This is a genomic window from Stenotrophomonas maltophilia (assembly GCF_002799245.1).
Taxonomy (GTDB): domain Bacteria; phylum Pseudomonadota; class Gammaproteobacteria; order Xanthomonadales; family Xanthomonadaceae; genus Stenotrophomonas; species Stenotrophomonas maltophilia_S.
Genome location: NZ_NEQV01000004.1, coordinates 256,800 through 275,796 on the forward strand (window position 1 = coordinate 256,800; position 18,997 = coordinate 275,796).

Genomic DNA, 18,997 nt, shown 5'->3' on the forward strand with positions numbered 1-18,997 from the left:
TAGATCTATTGGCGGGGCTCCGAACGGTAAGACACCGGATGGTGAGCAGTTCTCGACGCCCAATATGGAGTCGAGATGTCTCCTCCCGGTGGCTGTGACCATAGATCCGAGGTGCCCCTGCCTCTGAAAAAAGATAGTAACAAATAAAAACTGTGACTCACTCGATTGATAGGGCTCTTGAGGCTATGTAAGTGCCGTAGTAGTGCTTCAAAAGAATGACTTCATAGCGTCCCGGCGTGCCGCCGTCGGGTTCTCGGGCTGCGCCCCACGCTTCATGCCGAATCGCGGTCGTCCGGCTTTGACCCCTGACGCCTTCGGCCCATGTGGGCCTGCGCGCTTCGCTTGCCAAAAGCGGGTGTGTGCAGTGGGTAGGGTGTGGGCGGTCTTGCTGTTCCCTTCACCGTATCACGGCGTTCTCGCCGTCAATGACTTCGCGTGCTCGCACGCTTGCGGCCTGTCGGCCGTCTTCGATCCCTGACTGCTTGCGCTGCGCCGTGCTGGCCACGGTTCCGGGCAATTCCGCCCGTGCAACCGGAGCATGGTCATGTCGCAACTTTCTCTCTCTTCCTTCGATTCCGTTCTGATGGTGCGTAGCGCGCGTGGGTGCTACCAGCCGGCCTCTGCCGATCAGATCCTTGAAGCCGCACGCCTGGTCATCGACCAGAAAATGCCGCGCGGCGAATCCTTTACATCACCGATGGCGGTAAAGGAGTATCTGGGCACCAAGCTGGCGTGCCTGGAACATGAAGTCTTCGCGGTGCTGTTCCTCGATACGCAGCATCGGCTGATCGAGTACAGCGAGCTGTTCCGGGGCACCATCGACATTGCATCGGTGTACCCGCGTGAAGTCCTCAAAGAAGCGCTGCGGCTCAATGCAGCGGCGGTCATCATCTCCCACAACCATCCAAGCGGGAATCCCGAGCCAAGCGCAGCCGACGAGTCGCTGACGAAGCGGCTTCGGGAGGCGTTGTCGATGGTGGATGTGCGCGTACTGGATCACATCATCGTCGGCGGCACGAGAACGACATCATTTGCCGAACGTGGTCTGATCTGATCCTGGGGGCTTCGGCCCCTTTTTGCTGCGTCCACTGGCCGCTCAGGCCATTGCCCGCAACCATGCCAGCAAGTCCGCCTGCGGGCCGTCGGGCTGCAAGGGCTGCGGCGACAGCAGGCAGTAGCGCGAACCGTCCTCGACAAAGCCCAGCGGCGCTGTCAGCACACCGCTGTCAAGGTCGTCGCGCACCAAGTGCCAAGGGCCGATCGCCACGCCCAGACCGGCCACCGCCGCCTGCAGGCTGAAATAGAAGTGCTCGAAGGTTTGCTCCGGCGCGTCCGGCACGGGCTGGCCTGCGGCTGCGGCCCATTCCGGCCACGCGCCCGGCCGCGTGCGCGTGTGCAGGCGCGGTGCGCCGGCGTTGAGCGCGGCGCCGGGCTTCTTCGTGTTGAACCACGCCGCCACCTTGTCGGGGCGGCAGACCGCGCCGACCTTTTCCGCGAACAGGGGTTCGGCGTGGTAGCCCTCGGGCCAGGGGAAGTCGTCGCGGCGGATGGCCAGGTCGATGCCGCTGGCGAAGGAGAACGGCCCGCCGCCGGCGACCAGATGCACGTCGATCCCCGAATGCCGGGCCTGGAAATCCGGCCAGCGCGGGATCAGCCAGCGCATCAGCAAGGTCGGCTCGCACGACAGCACCCAGCGCCGCCCCTGGCGGGCGCTGGCGCGCAGTTCGCCGACGGCCTGGCGCATCAGATCCAGCCCATTGCCCACGGCCCGCGCCAGCGTGCGGCCGGCATCGGTCAGAAACACGCGGCGGCTGCGCCGCTCGAACAGGGCAACGCCCAGCTCGTCTTCGAGCAGGCGCACGGCGCGGCTGACCGCGCCGTGGGTCAGGTGCAGTTCGTCGGCCGCGCGGCTGAAGTTCTCCAGCTGGGCCGCCGCCTCGAAGCAGCGCAGCGCGAGCAGCGAAGGCAGGCGCGCATCGTTCGATGGTGAATCAGGATCACCATTAATGTCATAAATCATCGTTATTCACTGGGCCTTATTGTCGATATGATCGCCTTGATACGTTGCTTTTCGACAGGATACGCCATGACCGAACTGATAGCTGTCATCACAATCACCTTGCTGGCCGTCATCAGCCCTGGGCCGGACTTTGCGATGGTCACGCGCAACAGCCTGATGCTGTCGCGCCGCGCCGGTGTGCTAACGGCCCTGGGCATCGGCCTGGGCGTGCTCGTCCACGTCACCTATACGCTGGTCGGCGTGGGCCTGCTGATCCAGCAGTCGTTGTGGCTGTTCAACGCCATCAAGCTGGTCGGTGCCGTCTATCTGATCTATCTCGGCGTGAAGATGCTGCGGGCCAAGCCTGCTGGCGCGCTGGCTGACAGCACCGTGGCACCTCTGTCGGACGCGGCGGCGCTACGCACCGGCTTCCTGACCAATGCGCTGAATCCGAAGACCACGGTGTTCATCGTCAGCCTGTTCATGCAGGTGGTGCGGCCGGACACGCCGCTGGCGGTGCAGATCGGCTACGGCGCCTTCATCTCGGTGGCGCACATGGCCTGGTTCAGCCTGGTGGCCTTGTGCTTCTCCGCTGGCGCCGTGCGTGACCGGCTGCTGGCCGTGCGCCACTGGATCGACCGCGCCTTCGGTGGGCTGCTGGTCGGCTTTGGCGTTCTGCTGGCGGTGGCGCGCGGATCGCGCTAACCGCCTGGGATTTCCGAGACAGTGTTTCGGAAATTCAGCATGCCAAGGTTTGTGCATGACGTGGGGCGGTCTTGCTGTCCCCTTCACCGTATCACGTCGTTCTCGCCGTCAAGGGCTGCGCGTGCGAGCACGCTTGCGGCCCGTGGCCGTCCTTGACCCCTGACGGCTGCGCTGCGTCGTGCTGGCGACGGTTCCGGGCAATTCCGCCCGTGCAACCGGAGATCGTCATGAACGACAAATCACACGTTTCCCTCGAACAACACGTTTGCCTGGTCTGCGGCGCTCGCTTCGACACCGGCGCCATCCTGCTGGACAAGCGCCTGCGCGCAAGCATGGAGCGCCACACGGCGACAGGCTGGGGCTTGTGCCCTGAACATCAGAAGCTGTCCGACGATGGCTTTGTCGCGCTGGTCGAATGCGATCCGCAGCGCAGCGGTGCTGCGGCGGGCGCCGCTCGCATGAAGCCCGATCAGGCGCATCGGACTGGTCGCCTGGCGCACCTGAAACGCGAGGTGTTCGCCGATGTGTTCAATGTGCCGATCGAGGACAAGCAGCCATGCGTGTTCGTTGAACCCGGTGTGATCGAGCAGTTGCAGGCGATGACCGCGCACTGATCGCGCGGCATTGATCCGGCGCGTTGTCCTTCGGGATGACGCGCTATTTTTTTCACGATGACTTCAGAAGATCACCGCGGCGAAACCTTCCGCGCGGTCTATACCGTGCGGATCGGCGACGCGGTGCATGTTCTCCATGCCTTCCAGAAGAAATCCAAATCCGGTATCGCCACGCCGCAGCCGGACTTGGAATTGATCGAACAGCGGCTGAAAGCAGTGCTCGCCCGCTACGGGGCGAGCGGGAGAACTCAATGACCCGTATCGACCATCCCGAAAGCACCGACAACGTATTGCTCGACCTCGTTTCGAGGACGCCGAAGAACTGTCGGCGAAGACCGCGCTCACGCTCAAGCTCAACGAGCTGCTCGACCAGCGCAAGCTCAGCCAGACCGAAGCGGCGGCGATCACCGGCATGACCCAGCCGAAGGTGTCGCAGGTGCGTCGCTACAAGCTCCAGAGCATTTCGCTGGAACGGCTGATACAGGCGCTGGTGTCGCTGGATCAGCACGTCGAAATCGTGGTGCATCCTGCGCGCAATACCCATACGCACGGAATCACCGTCACAGCTTGAACTCAGTCTCGTACTCGCCGCGCTTTTTTCCTTGCTTATTACCCGAAGATGGATAAGTGTGCTCTGAGCGCGTTATGAATAAATATTTCATGCTCGAAGAGAATTTCATCGTCGCCACGGAATGAAAATCTCATTTTCTCTCGGCGATGATCTATATTTCCAATAATCCCAACTCGAAACAGATCTTTTAGTACCTCCCGAATTTTAATTCGATCAAGGAGGTTCTTCGTTTCATCGTGCTCAGAGGCGACCTTGTCCGCTCTCGTGGACAGCTCGGCGAGTGTTGAAATCTGCTTGTAACCATAGAAGATATATTTTATCCCATCCACGTCAGTCGGCTTGTATTTTGCCTTTAACTCCTCAGTAAGTTCTATCCAAGAGGCCGTGGAGTATGCTTTCCTTACGGCCTCAAGTCCTTGCAGGATAAACCGTTCCTCATCAGGGTATTGGTCCTGTACCGAAATGAGTAAGCGAACCACATCTCTGGGGCGATACCAGGAATTGTGAAGAATATAGACTTGCGGCTTTTTATCGTCGATCTTGCCGGGAAAATACTGCGACCAAACCTCCGGCGAGGCTAATTTCTCTAATCCAGCTTCGGATCTGGCATTATTAATTCTTTGTTCGACAACATCGAGCAGCGGTTGCTGTGCTGCATCAAGTCCAGGGCGATTCCACAAGATAACAGTTCCGAAGTCCGTGATCGGTTTGTTGATTTCCTTTCCGAGCGCATCCACCGCACTGAGGACTTCAGATCGAATGGCTGCATACAGGCAAATTGGGTAGCTATTTTTCTTAAAAACAGCATTCAGACGCTCGACGGAAACGACCAAATCTCGAACTAGGCGTGCATCGCGTTGATATTGCTTAGAGCTGGCGTAGTTGAGCTCAAGCTCGTCGAAGAAAATATTCAACCTATCTGTCGCAGGATCTAGCTCTTGGAAAGCATGATCTGCCTTGCGAACCAGGTCGTTGAAATTTACCTTGGCACGCCCCTTTTCATCCCAGTCAAATTCGAGGCCAAGCTTTGGTGATTGGCTGATCTCGATGGTTCCTTTGCGAATATTTGGAACGAGACGCATCACGCCTGTTCTTTCGGGCTTGGTAAGCGCCTCAGAACTGACTAGCGCGATGAATGAAGACAAGTTTGCATTATCTTGAAATGGCTTGGTGCGACCATCTTGGAGCAGGGCGGCAATTTTCCGATAGATGAACCATCGCCAGACTGTTTCATAGTCATCACCATCGTATGCATCACTATTCTCATCAACCAGTTGGACTCGCGCAGCGCGTGCAAAGTCCCTCCGAAGATCTTCATCAACATCGGACTTGAAGAGTATGAAGCTTGAGGAAGATTCCTCGTCGTTTTCAAGCTTGAGGGAAATATATCTGAGCAGCGCAGTCTTGCCGGTTCCCTTTAGGCCAACGACATAGTATTTCTGCCGAGAGAAAAATTTCTCGATAGTTAGAGCTGGCGGGATAACAAAAGAAGCAAGAAAACGACTTATCTCCTCTGGCGTGTTGCTCAAGACTTCGTTTTTTGCATCTATGCTTCCGAATGAGATGTCTTTTAGCTTGAGCACGCAATCACCTTTTTGTCAGAGGATGCAAGAGGGTTGAACTGCTTTCCATTGTACCTACGGACGTAGGCAACTGGGGTGCCCGATTGCAGGTATATGGATTAATATGGATGACCTGCCTGAGCGTCTCTGCTCCATCGCATCGAGCTAGTAGAATGTGGCGGTCTTGCTATTTCCTTCACCGTATCACGTCGTTCTCGCCGTCAAGGGCTGCGCGTGCGAGCATGCTTGCGGCCCGTGGCCGTCCTTGACCCCTGACGGCTGCGCTGCGTCGTGCTGGCGACGGTTCCGGGCAATTCCGCCCGTGCAACCGGAGATCGCCATAAGCGCACTCATCACTTACGAACAACGCTTCCTGCTGCTGGCCAACGGCCGCGAATCACTTCAGAACCCGGACTTCGATCCGGCTCCCGTGGCCAAACTGTTCACGCCGGATGCCGGTGCGATCTGGCTGCTGACCGAGATTGATCCCGATGACCACGACCACGCTTTCGGCTTGTGCGACCTCGGCCTGGGCGAACCCGAACTTGGCTGGGTCAGCTTGCGGGAGCTGGCGACCGTGCTCGGGCGGCTCAGCCTGCCGATCGAATGCGACCTATCTTTTTGCGCCAAGAAGCGGTTGAACGCTTATGCACGTGAAGCGCGGCGGGAGTTGCCTGACTTCGCCCTGGGGCGTGCCAGACGCCCCTAGAGACCGATGCACGGCAGCACGCTATCAGAACTCCGGCAGGTTCCCCAAGTTGTCCCGCTTGATGCTGTTCCTGTCAGTCGTCAGGTATTCGTCATCAATGAGATGGACGTCAGCCCCGACCTTCCACTTGTCATCGGCCGTCTTCGTCCTCGTTTGGAATGCCGCGTTGCCTCGACGAATGAGATCAGCCACGAAGGCACGCGGAACGGCTCGCGCTGCTCCGATTTTGATCTGTCCTTCCCGCTTAATTTCCTCTCGTACTTGCACATACTCGATGTGGCTCTGATCCTTGTTGTAACGGACGGCCGTGATGCAGAAATCTGCCATATTTCTCTCCTCCAAGTTGATGGCGGTATGCCAACAACGAATATGGCGGCGTAGGCGTCCATTTCAAGTGGTTCCCATCACACCTTAAAACCTGAGCGTCCCCGGCCAGGAAACATGGCCGGTCGCGCTGTCGTGCTGCGCATCGAGCCTCGCTGCGCGAGTCTCGCCCCTGACGGGCTTCCATCGTTCCCTCGCTCCGCTCGGCTGACGCCTTCGGCCCGGCTTCCAGCTTCGGGCCTGCGCGCTTCGCTTGCCGTGCGGTTCGGCACACAAGGGCGGCCGTTGCCATGTTCAGCCGTCTCTCCTGACTCCATCACCTTGTCCGCGACCGTAGCCCGCTCCCGTGTGCCGTCAAGGCGCGCAGGGCCGTGTCCTCGGCTGCGCCTGCGGGCCGCACCAACCCTGCGCTTGTCTCCTTGACGGCCCCCGTCCGCGCGCTCCTTTGGCCGCGGGCGATGAACTCAGGAAAGACGGTGGCAACAGGGCCAACCGGGTTTCTCGTGCCAACCGCACCGAACAGCCGAAAGGCTGGGCTCCGAATCTAGGAATCCGGTATGCGGTTTGAACAGCAAACCCTTTTCGTCAGGAGAAAGACCATGCAACTCGCATCCCGTTTCGCTTCCCGTTCCCCCTCGCTGCGCAGCGATTACCCGCTGTCCGATGACCAGATTCACCGCGTGGCCCCGTCCATCTTCGCCGATGCCCCGCATGAGAGCCGTTCGCAGCGCTACACCTATATCCCCACCGCCGCCGTGCTGGCCGAGCTTCGCAAAGAAGGGTTCCAGCCCTTCATGGTTTGCCAGACCCGCGTGCGCGATGAAGGCAAGCGCGAACACACCAAACACATGCTGCGCCTGCGCCACGCCAGCCAGATCAACGGCGCGGAAGCCAATGAGATCGTGTTGTTGAACTCGCACGATGGCACCAGCAGCTATCAGATGCTGGCCGGCATGTTCCGGTTCGTGTGCAGCAATGGCCTTGTGTGCGGCGACACGGTAGCCGATGTGCGCGTTCCCCACAAAGGCGACGTTTCCGGGCACGTCATCGAAGGCGCTTACGAAGTCTTGCGCGGCTTCGACCGGGTGAAGGAATCCCGCGATGCCATGCGCGCGATCACGCTGGACGAAGGCGAAGCCGAAGTGTTCGCCCGTTCCGCGCTGGCCCTCAAGTACGACCCCACCGACAACAAGCCCGCGCCCATCACCGAATCGCAAATCCTGATGCCGCGCCGCTTCGACGACCGCCGCCCGGACTTGTGGAGCGTGTTCAACCGCACCCAGGAAAACCTGACCAAAGGCGGATTGCATGGCCGCAGCGCCAACGGTCGCCGCCAGCAAACCCGCCCGGTGCAGGGCATTGATTCCGACGTGCGCCTCAATCGCGCCCTCTGGCTGCTGGCCGATGGCATGCGCCAGTTGAAAGCCTGAATCCCCACGCGGCAGGGGCAGGCAGCAGCCCTTGCCGCTTTCTTCGCTGCTGCATCCCTGAACCGATAGGAGTTGTCACCATGAACGCCGTTACCCAAACCGAAGCCCGCGCCATCCAAGCCCCTGCGCTGGAAGCAGCCGACCCGACCAAGAACCTGATTCTTGTTTCGCTGTCGCGGCTGGTGTCGCGCCCGACCGGGCGCAACGTGCGCAAGACCCCGCGCATGTCCATTCCCGAACTCGCCGCCAGCATCCAGCGTGTCGGCCTGCTGCAAAACTTGATCGTCATTGCCGCCGCCGATGGCGAGCATTACGAAGTCGTGGCCGGTGGCCGCGTTGAAGCTGCTGGCGAAGAAGCACCGCATCAGCAAGGAATGGGAGGTGCCTTGCCTGCTGGTAGCCTATGGCACCGCCCGCACGGCCAGCCTCACCGAGAACGTGCAGCGCGAGCAGATGCACCCTGCAGACCAGTTTGAAGCCTTCGCCGCGCTGGTGGCCGAAGGCCGACCCATCGAGGACATTGCAGCGGATTTTTCCGTCACGCCGCTGGTGGTGCAACGCCGCCTGAAACTCGCCAACGTATCGCCGCGCCTGCTGGCCGACTACCGCGCCGAAGCCGTCACGCTCGATCAGTTGATGGCCCTTGCCATCACCGACGACCACGCCGCGCAGGAAAGCGCCTTCTACGACGCGCTGACATGGCAGCGCAACCCGCACAACCTGCGCGACCGCCTGACAGAACGCGAAATCGACGCCTACCGGCATCCGCTGGTGCGCTTTGTCGGGCTGGACACCTACGAGCAGGAAGGCGGCGGCATCCGCCGCGACCTGTTCGCGGAAGGCGACAAGGGCGTGTATCTGACCGATGCCGCGCTGCTGGAACGGCTGGCGCAAGACAAGCTGGAAGGCATCGCCGCCGAGGTGCAGGCCGAAGGCTGGGCGTGGGTGGATGCCACGCCGGGCATGACCCATGCCGACCTGCAAGCCTTTCAGCGTGCGCCGAGGGAACGCCGCAGCCCGAACAAGCGCGACGCACAGCGCATCGAGAAGCTGCAAACCAAGATGCACGAACTGGCCGAAGCCGTGGATGCCGCGCTGGACGACGAGGACGAAGAAAAGGCCGATGCCTTGCAGGAGGAAGGCGAACGCCTGGGCGAGCAGTTGCAGGCGCTGGAAGATGGCTTGCTGGACTATGCGGCCAACGTGAAGGCCGCAGCCGGTGCCATCGTCAGCATCGACCGCGACGGGCAGGCCGTGATTCATCGCGGACTGCTGCGCGAAGCCGAGGCCAAGGCACTGCGCACGCTGGAACGGCTGCGGCAGGGTTTCAGCAGCGAAGGCGAAGCCGACAACGACGACGAAGGCGAGGAAGCGGACAACGCACCCAAGACCGCCGCCATGTCCGACCGACTGGCGCAGCGGTTGAGCGCCCACCGCACCGCCGCGCTGCAAATCGAAGTCGCCCGGCATCCGCAGGTGGCGTTGGCCGCGCTGGTGCATGGCATGGTGCAGACCGTCTTGCAGGAAAGCTACTACGGCCACGATCTGCCGCTGGGTGTGAGCCTGAAACTGCAAGACCGGCTGGAAAGCCTTGCCCCGGACGTGTCGGAATCGCCTGCCGCCGTGGCGCTGCGCACCTTGCAGGAAGTCGCCGGTGAAGCCTTGCCGGAGGACCGCGCCGAACTGTTCGCCTTGCTGCTGGCGAAGTCGCAGGATGAACTGGTGCGGCTGCTGGCCGTGTGCGTGGCTTCCACGGTGGACGTGGTGACACCTCGCACCACGGCGCAGCAACCCGGCGCGGAACTGGCGCAGGCCGTGGGGCTGGACATGGCCGCATGGTGGAGGCCGACCGCCGAAGGTTATTTCCGCCACATCGCCAAGCCCGCGATTCTGGAAGCCGTGGAGCAGTATGCCCCGGCGCACGTCACCCGGCTGGCGAAGTTGAAGAAGGCCGACATTGCCAGCGAAGCCGAACGGCTGGCCGATGGCACCGGCTGGATGCCCGCCATCTTCGCCGCTGAAGCCACGCAGCAGAACGCGCAGGAGGTGATGACGGACGAGGCAGCAGAAGCACCGGAGGAAGCCGCCGCCGTGGCGGATGAACAGCCGCAGGCCGAGGCACTGGCCGCGTGACCTTGCACCACAGATAGCGCCCCGGTTCCGGCCGGGGCGCTTCATGCCGAGGATTCCCCCCATGAGCCACGACACCACGAACCGCCCCCGCATGGCCGCAACCTATGCTCCCGGCACGGTACGCGCCCGCCGCTGGCAAGGCGATGGCGACGTGCGCGGCTACCGTCCGCCTCGCGGCTGGACTGCCCGCGCCGACCTGACAGACCTGCATCCCATCACCGGCCGCGCCTTGCCGCGTGCCGTGTGGTGGATCATCGAAACCAAGGAATAGCGATCAGCACCGGCCCCAAGCCGTTCCGCCTTGGGGCCGGTGGTCAAAAATCCGGGCGCGGCGGTGGCCGCGCCCGGTTCCAACGTCCAAAGCAAAATCGCCCCTTCACCGCCTTCGGTCAGGCAGCGAAGGGGCCGCGCACAAGTGGCCTTGTGCGCGAGGAACGGCCAAGGCTCGCAATGCGGCTGCGCTACGCGCCGCGATGTGCCAGATAACGCCCCGCCACAACGGCGGGGCTTGTGGAGCTATGCGATCACACGGATGTTCTCAATCCCGTCGGTCATTCAGACCCACACATCGTTTTGTGCCGTCCGCGCTCCTGTTGTGTCTCCTGTATTGAGCACGCCGCGCGGCTCGATCAGCATCAGCTTCACCTCATGCTCCGCATAAGGTTTGTGCTCCACCCCTTTGGGGACGACATACAACTCGCCCTGCCGAAGCAAGACACTGCCATCGCGGAAGTCGATGCGCAGTTCACCATCGAGCACGAGAAAGGCTTCGTCAGTGTCGGCATGAACGTGCCAGATGAAATCACCTTCCAAGCGAACGATCTTGAACTGGTAGTCGTTCATCTCGGCCACGACCTTGGGTGTCCACTGCTCACTGAACAGGGTGAATTTATGCGCGAAGTTGATGGCGTTGTAACGGCCTTTGCTGTGTGCCTGCGTCATGCTGGAATCCTGATGGAAACTCGAAATCAGCATGCTAAAGATGCCCCCTTGAAGGGTCTTGTGCGATCGTGCAGGTGATGGCCTGGAGCTATCTGGGCTGTTTGATGCGTTTCAGCCATCTCGCCGGTGGAACGCCATAGGCAGACGTGAACTGGCGTGCCATGTGGCTTTGGTCGAAGAAACCTGCCATCAGCGCCGCATCGGCGATGGACTGCCCCGACAGCATCAACCGCCGGGCGCAATCCAGGCGGCGCATGCTCAGGTAGCGATAGGGACTGGTGCCATAGAGCGCCCGGAAATCCCGGCATAGTTGCCAGCGATCCAATCCGCTGGCCTCGGCCAATACATCCAGCGTGATGGTTTGTTCCATCGCTTCATGGATAAAGGCACGAGCGCGTTCCACCGCTATGAAATCAGGATGGCGCCGGATGCGGCGCTGCCCTGCAACAGCAACCAAGGCATGTGCCAGATCGTACAGCGCATCGGTTTCTTCCATCGGGTCAATGCCGCTGTCCATGTCCTGCAATAACGGTTCGATCGCCGCTTGAAGTCGTGGGTCGCTGGACAAGCCACCTTCAATAAACGGTAGCGGCTTGCCGCCGAGAATCTGCTGGATCAAGGAAGGCTCGATATACGCCATCCGGTAATGAAATCCTGCTTCAGTGCCGGCTTCTCCATCATGGATTTCATCGGGGTGAAGCACCAGAATGGTTCCGGGCAGGCTATGGCGCTGGGCACGGCGATATTGAAAACTCTGCACACCCGCCAAGGTGCGGCCGATGGCATACGTGTCGTGCCGGTGCGGGGTATAGCCATGACCACCGAAGTAGGCTTCGATGCGCTCGATCTTTCCTGGTCGAGTGGCGTGTTGAACCCAGTCGTGAGGTGTTGTTGTTTTGGCCATTTTCCCAGCATAGAAACGCTGCATGACAGCAGGTCGGCATACAGAATCTCAATCGTACTTCTCCGCAAGTGCTTGCGGGTAGAAAAACTCACACATTGACTGCCACTTGGCTTGATCGTGTCGGCGTTTCCGCCGCCGGGCTTTCGGGCTTCGCCCCATGTCGCCAATGGCGTCATGGCCATCCGGCTTCAATCCCTCACGCCTTCGCGCCTGTGGCGCTGCGCGCTCCGCTTGCGGGGAAAGCGGCGCCCCGCCGCAATGAGGGGCTTGTGGGGCTACGCCCCGGCTTGCTGCGGCAGGTTGCACGAAAGCGTGCCGTCCTCGACGCTGGCGGTTCGTTATCCACACGTCACGAAGCACGGTTCACCGACACGCCGCCCGGCCTCGCTATGGAGCTTCCACGCCACGCCTCAAGCACGTTGCCGCCTGCGGCGGCAAGGGGCGTTCTCGCCTTGTCGTTGGTGGTCGGCCTTGCCCGCGTCAGGGAACGAGCCAGTAAAGCCGTCACGCGGGGATGCCGAGTCGGCCATGTCTCCATGCGGGACAGGGCGGCCTTTGCGTCCTTGTCTTGTTGTGAATCCTGGCGAGGGCGCGGCTGCGCCTTGGGCGTCATGGCCGCAACCTTCCAGCGAAAACAATTTCCCCTGCGCTGCGCGCATTCCTCGCGGGACAAATTCTTTTCGCTTCCAGGTTCTCCACTACGTTTCGACCGCAAGCGGTGCGGCCCGCCCATCCCCCGCCGGCCGGATCACAACAAGGACGCAATGGCGCGACCTTGTTCAACCCGAAATGAGAAATCATCATGGCTAACATCGGCACCTTCACCGCTCAGAACGACGGCTTCACCGGCACGCTCCGCACCCTGACGCTCAACGTCAAGGTCAAGCTGGTTCCCAACGACAAGGGCGACAGCGAGAACGCCCCCGACTTCCGCGTACAGGCAGCGGGCCACGACATCGGCGCGGCGTGGAAGAAGACCAGCGAAGCCCAGCGAGATTACTTGTCCGTGACCCTGGACGATCCTTCGTTCCCGGCAACGGTCTATGCCCGCCTGATCGAAGGCGAGGACGGCACGCACGACCTGATCTGGTCGCGCAGCAAGCCCAAGGCGGCCTGACGGCCGCCCACCACGCCCCGCCCATTGCGGCGGGGCGCGGTGCTGCTGACGCAGCACGTCACGCACGCGCCTACGGCGCGTCGCGTTCCTTCAAGACAGCCTCAAGCTCCCGGCGCACCTGCGCCAGAAGCTGCTCGGTCTTGCGCGTGCTGTCGCCGGCGTAGGCCAGCGTCAGCAACGTGAGCGGATGCACTTCCATGACCTCGCACAGCTCGGTCAGCTTGTGCATGGTCGGGCTTTTCTGGTCGCGCTCCAGCGAACTCAAATAGGTGCGACTGGACACGTCGGAGAACGCTTCCTGGCTCAAGCCGCGCGCTTTCCTGACCGTCCGTATCGCCTTCGCCAATGAGTTCTTCGCTGCCACCAATGGTTTTCCCTGAAAAACCAAGATGACAGCCGATTGCACCCTATAGGGCTACAATCTATAGTGTTCATTTGGTGGTGTTTATTTCCGCATTCGTGCCTTTACGGGAATCCGTATCTACGGATTCCAACAGAACCGGGGAATCGCATCCGTGTCTTTCCGGCTTCCTACAATTCCGCTTTTGCGCTTGCGTTCTTCCAAGGATGCGATGGCTTGCGCATCCGTGCTTGCGCACGAAAGCACGGAGACGGTTTGGCGGTTCCGTGCTTCGACGCACAAGCGCATCCGCGCATCCTCGGTTTCGTGGAGGTTCCGGCCATGACCCTGCCACTTGTCACCGCTGACGAACACACCCGGCTGCTCGCCCACGGAGCGGCGCTCGCCGCTGGCCAGCACCTCGACCCGCTGCCCGTGGTGCGGCTGTTCACCCCCGACGCGCATGTGACCTGGCTGCTGGTGTCACTCGACCCTGCGGATGACGACACGGCCTACGGGCTGATCGACCTCGGTATCGGGATGCCCTCGCTGGGCACGGTCAAGCTTTCCGACCTGGCCGGCATCGTCGGCCCGCACAAGCTGCCGGTGCGGCGGGATCGGTATTTCCAGGCGCTGCGCCCGCTGTCGGAGTACGTCCGGCTGGCGCAGGAGAACGGCGCGATCACGGACTGATAAAGGCCAGCGCAGCCCGGCCAGCCGGGGCGCATTGTGACTATTTCGGTCTTACCCAAGACCGTACAGGTCTGAATCCGCATGCTTGCACCGAAGCGGTGCATTCGAGATGCAAACAGTCATGATGCCGGCCGCCGGCTGCGGCACGGTGTCCAATGCCGCGCGCCATTTGCAGGCGGCGCAGCCGTCGCATTCAGACGATTTCAGTCATGCACCGGAGCGAATCCGTCTTGGCACCAGCAGTTACAGCGTACCCCGATTCGATGACGACCTGATGGCGTTTCGATAGCTCCCGCACGGCGGAATCCGTGGCGACGCATCCCAAGAACAGGGAGGTCTTGCCATGACTGATCGTAGCGCCGAACACTGGTATCCGACAGCGGCCTATCTCTACGTCCTGCACCTGGATGGCCCCGCGCTGGCTTGGGAATACCTGCGCCGAAACCCCGGCTACCGCCGCGACTGGCTGCGCCGTCGCCGGCGGCCGGACGCGGCGCAGGCTTGGGGCCTGCGCCTGCTGGAAGATCCCGCCCTGGATGCGCGCGACGCGCATCCAGCCTGGTTCCCCGACCATGAGGCCGTGGTGGTGCTCTACCCGGATGACGACCCACCGCCCGAAGCCTACGCCTTCGAGTTCTGGCGCGTGCCTGGCCGCAAGCACTTAATCCACGACGGCAAGCGCCTGGTGCTCGTCTCGCACTGGCCCGGCTGCTGCATGCGGCTCGCGCTCGCGCCCGGCCTGGAAGACGGCATGGCCTACCTGTACGCCACCCGTGCCTGCGCCGCGCCCTGCGCGCGCTATCGCACGCTGGCGGCCGAGCTGGATGCACTGTCGGCCGCGACCGTCGCCGCACCTATGGCGACGGCCCGCTCACGGCCCACACCGGCCGCGGTGCTGGAACTGCACACCTTGCAGGCGCTCGACGCGACCCTGGCGGGTGCATCCTTGCGCGAAGTCGCCGAAGGGCTGTTCGGCGCGGATGCAGTCGTGACCGACTGGCACAAGGACAGCGCCTTGCGTGCCCGCGTGCGGCGGCTGGTACGGCGTGGCGAGGCGCTGATGCGCGGCGGCTATCGCAGTCTGGCGCAGCTCCCGCCAGTTGCATCGCAGTAAGGGGGGACGTTTTGCAGTCCCTGCAATTCGTCCCTTAGCAAGAAGCCTCGCTTTCTTGAAAGTGCCTCTATCCGGCCGCGTGGTGTGGCCGGGCTTGATGGAGGTACTTCCCATGCGACCCGCTCCCTTGCGGCCTGCCGCCGCCGCTGTCGCTGCGCCCGCGCAGCCCCAACGCTACCTGACCAACGACGAAGCCGCCGACTACCTGCGCCTGTCGCCGCGCACGCTGGAGAAGCAGCGCGTGATCGGCGGCGGCCCGAAGTTCCGCAAGTTCGGCCGCCGCGTCATGTACGCGGTGTCCGACCTGGACGCCTGGGCCGATGCGCGCAGTTTTGATGCGACTTCCGACCCGGAGTACGCCGAGCGCCATGCGGGCGACTACCGTGATGGCCGCTGACCGTCGGCGCGTGGGTGGCCGTCGCCATGTCCAGCCCGCCAGGGCAAGCCTTGCAGCAGCGCGAACAGCTCGACCTGTTCCGCGCCCTGCCGGGCGACATGGCGCCGCGCGACAGCCAGGACTTGATGGCCTTTCCGTTCTTCTCGCTGGCGAAGTCGCGTCGCACCGCGCCGATCGACTTCCGGGCGGGCGGCATCACCATCCGCGTGGAAGGCACGCAGGAGCACGGCATCGCCACGATATGGGATGCCGACATCCTGATCTGGGCCGCCAGCCAGATCGTGGAAGCCCGCGATGCGGGCATACCGACCTCGCGGCTGATGCAGGTGCGCCCCTACGAGATCTTGCGCTTCATCGGGCGCGGTACGTCGCTGCGCGACTACCAGCGCCTGAAAGCCGCGCTCGACCGGCTGCAATCGACCACAGTGGCCACGTCCATCCGCGAAACCACGGGAAGGCGATTGCATCGCTTCTCGTGGATCAACGAGTGGAAGGAACTGGCCGATGCCAGCGGCACACCGCTGGGCATCGAGCTGATCCTGCCGGACTGGTTCTACGCGGGCGTGGTGGACGCGGCCCTGGTGCTGACCATCGACCCGACGTACTTCCGGCTCACGGGCGGCATCGAGCGGTGGCTGTACCGGCTGGTGCGCAAGCACGGCGGACGGCAGGAACACGGCTGGCAATTCGACTTCCAGCACCTGTACCGCAAGTCGGGCAGCGTGGCGCGCTTCTACGACTTCGCCGCCGACCTGCGCGCGCTGGTGGCACGGCAGTCGCTGCCCGGCTACGTCCTGGGCATCGAGCGGATGCCCGGCGAGAAAACCGAACTGCTGACCTTCCGGCCCGTGCCGCCCACGGCACGGGGATAACTGCGGGACAACCTGTTAATTCACTCGTGCTATCAGGCAACAGGAGGCTCGTGCTATCAGGCAACAAATCCTCGTGCTATCAGGCACAAAAATCGGCTGCAAACCCGCGCCGTTGCTGGGTTTGCGCGCCCCTTAACTTCCCTAACAGTAAATACATAACTTTTAGTAGAAGCGCGCCGTTTCGGTGGACAACCGCCAAACGGCACGAAAAGCAGGAGCGAAAGACCGGCTTTCCAGTACGGAGGGCCGCGCCATGATCCTCGCTCTTCTCAACCAGAAAGGCGGTGTCGGCAAGACCACGCTCGCCACCCATATCGCGGGCGAACTGGCGATGCGCGGTCTGCACGTCATCCTGCTGGACGCCGATCCGCAGGGTTCCTCGCTCGACTGGACGCAGCGCAGAAGCCAGCAAGGCTTGCCACGGTTGTTCAGCGCCGTGGGCCTTGCCCGCGAAACGCTGCATCAGGAAGCACCAGAACTCGCCAGGCGGGCCGATCACGTCATCATCGACGGCCCGCCACGCATCGCCGCCTTGGCGCGCTCCGCGCTGCTGGCGGCCGAGCGCGTGCTGATTCCCGTACAGCCCAGTCCCTATGACGTGTGGGCCAGCGCCGAGATGGTTTCGCTGATCCGCGAGGCGCAGGTGTTCCGGCCTGCGCTGCGCGCGGCCTTCGTCATCAATCGGCGCGTCAGCACCACCATCATCGGCCGCGAGGCGCGGCAATCGCTGGCCGAACAGCCGCTGCCCGCGCTGCGCTCGGAGGTGCATCAGCGCATCGTGTTCGCCGACAGCGTGGCCGCTGGCCGGCTCGCCCGCGAGACAACGCCCGACAGCGCCGCTGCCCGCGAAATCACCGCCCTGGTGGACGAACTGCTGCGGTGGCCGACATGACGGCGAAGCCACCACCACGCGGCAAGCGCGTCGGCATCGGCGCACGTCCGCCCGCGAATCCACACGCAGAAGCGTGGATTCGCCAGGGCGATGCCGATGCGCTGGGCAAATGCGACCTCTACACCGCGCGCCTGACGCTCGACATCACACCCGCCATGCGGGCGCGCATCAAGGTGTCGGCCTTCACGCAAGGCGTGACCGTGGCCGACCTGCTGCGCGCCCTGCTGGAGCGGGAGTTTCCCGAGCACCACAGGGAGAACGCACCATGACCGCATCCGCTTCCCCTGCCGCTGGCGCGGCACCGGCTACGCCGTTGCCTGCGCTTTCGGCACTCGCCGGACAGGCCGGCAACGTGCCGCTGACCCGCGTTTCGCTGGCCTACATCGAGGCCCGTTTCAAACTCTACCTGCGCTTCGGAGAGCCGGCGCGCACACTCCAGCTCGACCGTTGGCGGCGCTGCGCAGTGTTCCTGCCGGGCGCGATGTTCTGCCGCATCCGCTGGGAGGCAAACGACTACGGCACGATCCGCTGGCAGCTCATGGTGATGCAGACCGCCACACCGCTCGATGCCGTGCAGCGCATACCAGGCGTGCAGCCGGGTGCGCGCCTGCTGCTGCACGCCGAAGGTGACGCCAATGTGCGCGCCGTGCTGGAACGCATCGACGGCATCGAGGCGTTGGGCATCGCTGCCATTGACGTGTCGCCCGCGTACTGGCGCACGCTGGGCAACCGTCTGGCGGCTCGCCTTGCGCTGCCCGAATACACCGCCGAGCGGCACGCCGCCTGGCTGGCCGGGAAGGTGCTGCCATGACGGCCCCGACCAACACGGGCGGCGCGTCGGCCGTCGCGCCGCGTCCTCGCTTGCACCCACCTTCACGTTTGCGCGCTCGCGTCATCGTGGCGACACTGGCCGCCATCGGCCTCGCTGCGCTGGCCTGGGCGGCTTTCGTGTCGCCGCTGCCGCGTCTGACCTACAACCCGTCCGACAGCGTGGCGGTTGGCTGGTATCGCATCGAACCGTTCGACCCGCGCACCGCCTCGCTGCCACGTCCGCTGTCCGTGGACAGCATCGTGCTGGTGCCGCTGCCCGACAGGGCCGCCGTGCTGGCTGCGCAGCGCGGCTACCTGCCGACGCACGTTTCGCTGCTCAAACGTGTGGGCGCGGTCGCGCCACAACACGTCTGCATCGTCTCCGGTCAGGTACGCATCGACGGCGTGCCTGCGGCCGCCGTTCTGCCGACCGACCGGCTGGGTCGGCCGCTGCCATCCTTGCAGCTTTGCCGCCGCCTCGAACCGGGCGAGCTGTTCCTGTTGAGCGTGACCAATCCGGCGTCGTTCGACAGCCGCTACTTCGGCCCGGTCAGCGCATCCACCGTGATCGGCGTCGCGCATCCGGTGTGGCTGGAGACACGTCCATGATGGCCGCCGATTCGCTGCACGTTGCCGTGCATCTCATCGTGCCATCGGGCGTGTCGTTCTGCTGGCCGTCGCCGTGTCGTCGCGCGTGCAGTGCGGGTGCATTCGCACCGCACTTCGCGCTGCCTTCGGCGCAGCCGTCCAACGTGCAGGCGTCTTGCCTCGAACGCGCCCGGTCTATGGCCGTCGCCGCGTTTGCCGGCGGGCTGGCTGCTTGCGCAGCAGCGCCGCCGGGCCGCCGACGCCCGGAGCGACAGCGAGGG

26 protein-coding genes are annotated in these 18,997 nt (G+C 63.1%); 20 read left to right on the forward strand and 6 right to left on the reverse strand.

Going from position 1 to position 18,997, the window contains the following annotated elements; translation table 11 throughout:
• The first annotated feature begins 544 nt into the window (after nt 1-544).
• The gene (radC, locus tag B9Y64_RS13450) at nt 545-1,054 is read left to right on the forward strand and encodes a RadC family protein (protein WP_100441142.1); all 510 of its coding nucleotides are present in this window, start codon (nt 545-547) and stop codon (nt 1,052-1,054) included.
• A 42-nt stretch (nt 1,055-1,096) separates the two neighbouring features.
• Here radC and B9Y64_RS13455 read toward each other — a convergent pair whose 3' ends face one another.
• Nucleotides 1,097-2,020 (reverse strand): LysR family transcriptional regulator, encoded by a 924-nt coding sequence (locus B9Y64_RS13455; RefSeq protein WP_100441143.1) that lies wholly within the window; start codon nt 2,018-2,020, stop codon nt 1,097-1,099.
• Between the two features lie 66 nt (nt 2,021-2,086).
• Between B9Y64_RS13455 and B9Y64_RS13460 the strand changes: the two genes are divergently transcribed.
• The 4 genes from B9Y64_RS13460 to B9Y64_RS13475 all read left to right on the forward strand — a co-directional run bounded on the left by B9Y64_RS13460 (nt 2,087) and on the right by B9Y64_RS13475 (nt 3,889).
• Nucleotides 2,087-2,704 (forward strand): LysE family transporter, encoded by a 618-nt coding sequence (locus B9Y64_RS13460; protein ID WP_100441144.1) that lies wholly within the window; start codon nt 2,087-2,089, stop codon nt 2,702-2,704.
• A 227-nt stretch (nt 2,705-2,931) separates the two neighbouring features.
• Complete coding sequence (locus B9Y64_RS13465) at nt 2,932-3,318, forward strand: ATPase (protein WP_100441145.1); 387 nt, start codon at nt 2,932-2,934, stop codon at nt 3,316-3,318.
• A 57-nt stretch (nt 3,319-3,375) separates the two neighbouring features.
• Nucleotides 3,376-3,573: a type II toxin-antitoxin system RelE/ParE family toxin gene (locus tag B9Y64_RS13470; protein WP_196496722.1), complete on the forward strand. Its 198-nt coding sequence runs from the start codon at nt 3,376-3,378 to the stop codon at nt 3,571-3,573.
• 106 nt (nt 3,574-3,679) lie between these two features.
• On the forward strand, nt 3,680-3,889 hold the full coding sequence (locus tag B9Y64_RS13475) for a helix-turn-helix domain-containing protein (protein ID WP_230965741.1): 210 nt from the start codon (nt 3,680-3,682) through the stop codon (nt 3,887-3,889).
• 38 nt (nt 3,890-3,927) lie between these two features.
• Here B9Y64_RS13475 and B9Y64_RS21965 read toward each other — a convergent pair whose 3' ends face one another.
• Nucleotides 3,928-5,472 (reverse strand): P-loop ATPase, Sll1717 family, encoded by a 1,545-nt coding sequence (locus B9Y64_RS21965; RefSeq protein ID WP_155684792.1) that lies wholly within the window; start codon nt 5,470-5,472, stop codon nt 3,928-3,930.
• Between the two features lie 301 nt (nt 5,473-5,773).
• On the opposite strand from B9Y64_RS21965, the gene B9Y64_RS13485 reads away from it, so the two are divergent.
• Nucleotides 5,774-6,160, forward strand: coding sequence for a DUF2958 domain-containing protein (locus tag B9Y64_RS13485; RefSeq protein ID WP_330999877.1), 387 nt, complete (start codon nt 5,774-5,776; stop codon nt 6,158-6,160).
• 24 nt (nt 6,161-6,184) lie between these two features.
• Here B9Y64_RS13485 and B9Y64_RS13490 read toward each other — a convergent pair whose 3' ends face one another.
• The gene (locus B9Y64_RS13490; RefSeq protein ID WP_100441147.1) at nt 6,185-6,487 is read right to left on the reverse strand and encodes a DUF3892 domain-containing protein; all 303 of its coding nucleotides are present in this window, start codon (nt 6,485-6,487) and stop codon (nt 6,185-6,187) included.
• A gap of 596 nt (nt 6,488-7,083) precedes the next feature.
• Here B9Y64_RS13490 and B9Y64_RS13495 point away from each other — a divergent pair.
• The 4 genes from B9Y64_RS13495 to B9Y64_RS13505 all read left to right on the forward strand — a co-directional run bounded on the left by B9Y64_RS13495 (nt 7,084) and on the right by B9Y64_RS13505 (nt 10,318).
• Complete coding sequence (locus B9Y64_RS13495; RefSeq protein ID WP_100441148.1) at nt 7,084-7,914, forward strand: DUF932 domain-containing protein; 831 nt, start codon at nt 7,084-7,086, stop codon at nt 7,912-7,914.
• A gap of 80 nt (nt 7,915-7,994) precedes the next feature.
• The gene (locus tag B9Y64_RS22570; RefSeq protein WP_428993244.1) at nt 7,995-8,390 is read left to right on the forward strand and encodes a ParB N-terminal domain-containing protein; all 396 of its coding nucleotides are present in this window, start codon (nt 7,995-7,997) and stop codon (nt 8,388-8,390) included.
• A complete protein-coding gene (locus tag B9Y64_RS13500; RefSeq protein ID WP_428993245.1) occupies nt 8,296-10,047 on the forward strand; it encodes a ParB/RepB/Spo0J family partition protein in 1,752 nt (583 codons plus the stop codon). The genes B9Y64_RS22570 and B9Y64_RS13500 overlap by 95 nt, the downstream gene beginning before the upstream one ends.
• 61 nt (nt 10,048-10,108) lie before the next feature.
• Nucleotides 10,109-10,318 carry a hypothetical protein gene (locus tag B9Y64_RS13505; protein WP_100441149.1) on the forward strand — a complete coding sequence of 70 codons (210 nt, stop codon included), beginning with the start codon at nt 10,109-10,111 and terminating at the stop codon, nt 10,316-10,318.
• A 284-nt stretch (nt 10,319-10,602) separates the two neighbouring features.
• Here the strand turns inward: B9Y64_RS13505 and B9Y64_RS13510 are convergent, their stop codons facing one another.
• Both B9Y64_RS13510 and B9Y64_RS13515 read right to left on the reverse strand, forming a co-directional pair.
• The gene (locus tag B9Y64_RS13510) at nt 10,603-10,989 is read right to left on the reverse strand and encodes a cupin domain-containing protein (RefSeq protein ID WP_100441150.1); all 387 of its coding nucleotides are present in this window, start codon (nt 10,987-10,989) and stop codon (nt 10,603-10,605) included.
• A gap of 88 nt (nt 10,990-11,077) precedes the next feature.
• On the reverse strand, nt 11,078-11,917 hold the full coding sequence (locus tag B9Y64_RS13515; protein ID WP_202909067.1) for an AraC family transcriptional regulator: 840 nt from the start codon (nt 11,915-11,917) through the stop codon (nt 11,078-11,080).
• Between the two features lie 778 nt (nt 11,918-12,695).
• On the opposite strand from B9Y64_RS13515, the gene B9Y64_RS13525 reads away from it, so the two are divergent.
• Nucleotides 12,696-13,010 carry a DUF736 domain-containing protein gene (locus B9Y64_RS13525; RefSeq protein WP_100441152.1) on the forward strand — a complete coding sequence of 105 codons (315 nt, stop codon included), beginning with the start codon at nt 12,696-12,698 and terminating at the stop codon, nt 13,008-13,010.
• 70 nt (nt 13,011-13,080) lie between these two features.
• Here the strand turns inward: B9Y64_RS13525 and B9Y64_RS13530 are convergent, their stop codons facing one another.
• Nucleotides 13,081-13,374, reverse strand: coding sequence for a helix-turn-helix domain-containing protein (locus B9Y64_RS13530; protein ID WP_100441360.1), 294 nt, complete (start codon nt 13,372-13,374; stop codon nt 13,081-13,083).
• Nucleotides 13,375-13,692: 318 nt separating this feature from the next.
• On the opposite strand from B9Y64_RS13530, the gene B9Y64_RS13535 reads away from it, so the two are divergent.
• The 9 genes from B9Y64_RS13535 to B9Y64_RS13575 all read left to right on the forward strand — a co-directional run bounded on the left by B9Y64_RS13535 (nt 13,693) and on the right by B9Y64_RS13575 (nt 18,737).
• On the forward strand, nt 13,693-14,043 hold the full coding sequence (locus tag B9Y64_RS13535) for a DUF2958 domain-containing protein (protein ID WP_196496721.1): 351 nt from the start codon (nt 13,693-13,695) through the stop codon (nt 14,041-14,043).
• Between the two features lie 121 nt (nt 14,044-14,164).
• A complete protein-coding gene (locus tag B9Y64_RS22160; protein WP_202909068.1) occupies nt 14,165-14,332 on the forward strand; it encodes a hypothetical protein in 168 nt (55 codons plus the stop codon).
• 54 nt (nt 14,333-14,386) lie between these two features.
• Nucleotides 14,387-15,157 (forward strand): DUF2285 domain-containing protein, encoded by a 771-nt coding sequence (locus B9Y64_RS13540; protein ID WP_100441154.1) that lies wholly within the window; start codon nt 14,387-14,389, stop codon nt 15,155-15,157.
• Nucleotides 15,158-15,269: 112 nt separating this feature from the next.
• Nucleotides 15,270-15,554, forward strand: coding sequence for a helix-turn-helix transcriptional regulator (locus B9Y64_RS13545; protein WP_014859391.1), 285 nt, complete (start codon nt 15,270-15,272; stop codon nt 15,552-15,554).
• 14 nt (nt 15,555-15,568) lie between these two features.
• Nucleotides 15,569-16,426 carry a replication initiator protein A gene (locus tag B9Y64_RS13550; RefSeq protein ID WP_428993246.1) on the forward strand — a complete coding sequence of 286 codons (858 nt, stop codon included), beginning with the start codon at nt 15,569-15,571 and terminating at the stop codon, nt 16,424-16,426.
• A gap of 253 nt (nt 16,427-16,679) precedes the next feature.
• Entirely contained in the window at nt 16,680-17,318 is a 639-nt protein-coding gene (gene parA / locus B9Y64_RS13560; protein WP_100441156.1) for a ParA family partition ATPase, read from the forward strand.
• Complete coding sequence (locus B9Y64_RS13565; RefSeq protein WP_100441361.1) at nt 17,315-17,587, forward strand: chromosome partitioning protein ParB; 273 nt, start codon at nt 17,315-17,317, stop codon at nt 17,585-17,587. The genes parA and B9Y64_RS13565 overlap by 4 nt, the downstream gene beginning before the upstream one ends.
• A complete protein-coding gene (locus B9Y64_RS13570) occupies nt 17,584-18,129 on the forward strand; it encodes a DUF2840 domain-containing protein (protein WP_100441157.1) in 546 nt (181 codons plus the stop codon). The genes B9Y64_RS13565 and B9Y64_RS13570 overlap by 4 nt, the downstream gene beginning before the upstream one ends.
• The gene (locus B9Y64_RS13575) at nt 18,126-18,737 is read left to right on the forward strand and encodes a S26 family signal peptidase (RefSeq protein ID WP_100441158.1); all 612 of its coding nucleotides are present in this window, start codon (nt 18,126-18,128) and stop codon (nt 18,735-18,737) included. The genes B9Y64_RS13570 and B9Y64_RS13575 overlap by 4 nt, the downstream gene beginning before the upstream one ends.
• Nucleotides 18,738-18,997 lie beyond the last annotated feature (260 nt).

Bases quoted from the DNA above. Each gene is read 5' to 3' on its own strand.
- radC (WP_100441142.1), top strand. From the start codon at position 545: ATGTCGCAACTTTCTCTCTCTTCCTTCGATTCCGTTCTGATGGTGCGT.
- B9Y64_RS13455 (WP_100441143.1), bottom strand. From the start codon at position 2,020: ATGATTTATGACATTAATGGTGATCCTGATTCACCATCGAACGATGCG.
- B9Y64_RS13460 (WP_100441144.1), top strand. From the start codon at position 2,087: ATGACCGAACTGATAGCTGTCATCACAATCACCTTGCTGGCCGTCATC.
- B9Y64_RS13465 (WP_100441145.1), top strand. From the start codon at position 2,932: ATGAACGACAAATCACACGTTTCCCTCGAACAACACGTTTGCCTGGTC.
- B9Y64_RS13470 (WP_196496722.1), top strand. From the start codon at position 3,376: ATGACTTCAGAAGATCACCGCGGCGAAACCTTCCGCGCGGTCTATACC.
- B9Y64_RS13490 (WP_100441147.1), bottom strand. From the start codon at position 6,487: ATGGCAGATTTCTGCATCACGGCCGTCCGTTACAACAAGGATCAGAGC.
- B9Y64_RS13495 (WP_100441148.1), top strand. From the start codon at position 7,084: ATGCAACTCGCATCCCGTTTCGCTTCCCGTTCCCCCTCGCTGCGCAGC.
- B9Y64_RS22570 (WP_428993244.1), top strand. From the start codon at position 7,995: ATGAACGCCGTTACCCAAACCGAAGCCCGCGCCATCCAAGCCCCTGCG.
- B9Y64_RS13505 (WP_100441149.1), top strand. From the start codon at position 10,109: ATGAGCCACGACACCACGAACCGCCCCCGCATGGCCGCAACCTATGCT.
- B9Y64_RS13510 (WP_100441150.1), bottom strand. From the start codon at position 10,989: ATGACGCAGGCACACAGCAAAGGCCGTTACAACGCCATCAACTTCGCG.
- B9Y64_RS13515 (WP_202909067.1), bottom strand. From the start codon at position 11,917: ATGCAGCGTTTCTATGCTGGGAAAATGGCCAAAACAACAACACCTCAC.
- B9Y64_RS13525 (WP_100441152.1), top strand. From the start codon at position 12,696: ATGGCTAACATCGGCACCTTCACCGCTCAGAACGACGGCTTCACCGGC.
- B9Y64_RS13535 (WP_196496721.1), top strand. From the start codon at position 13,693: ATGACCCTGCCACTTGTCACCGCTGACGAACACACCCGGCTGCTCGCC.
- B9Y64_RS22160 (WP_202909068.1), top strand. From the start codon at position 14,165: ATGATGCCGGCCGCCGGCTGCGGCACGGTGTCCAATGCCGCGCGCCAT.
- B9Y64_RS13540 (WP_100441154.1), top strand. From the start codon at position 14,387: ATGACTGATCGTAGCGCCGAACACTGGTATCCGACAGCGGCCTATCTC.
- B9Y64_RS13545 (WP_014859391.1), top strand. From the start codon at position 15,270: ATGCGACCCGCTCCCTTGCGGCCTGCCGCCGCCGCTGTCGCTGCGCCC.
- parA (WP_100441156.1), top strand. From the start codon at position 16,680: ATGATCCTCGCTCTTCTCAACCAGAAAGGCGGTGTCGGCAAGACCACG.
- B9Y64_RS13565 (WP_100441361.1), top strand. From the start codon at position 17,315: ATGACGGCGAAGCCACCACCACGCGGCAAGCGCGTCGGCATCGGCGCA.
- B9Y64_RS13570 (WP_100441157.1), top strand. From the start codon at position 17,584: ATGACCGCATCCGCTTCCCCTGCCGCTGGCGCGGCACCGGCTACGCCG.
- B9Y64_RS13575 (WP_100441158.1), top strand. From the start codon at position 18,126: ATGACGGCCCCGACCAACACGGGCGGCGCGTCGGCCGTCGCGCCGCGT.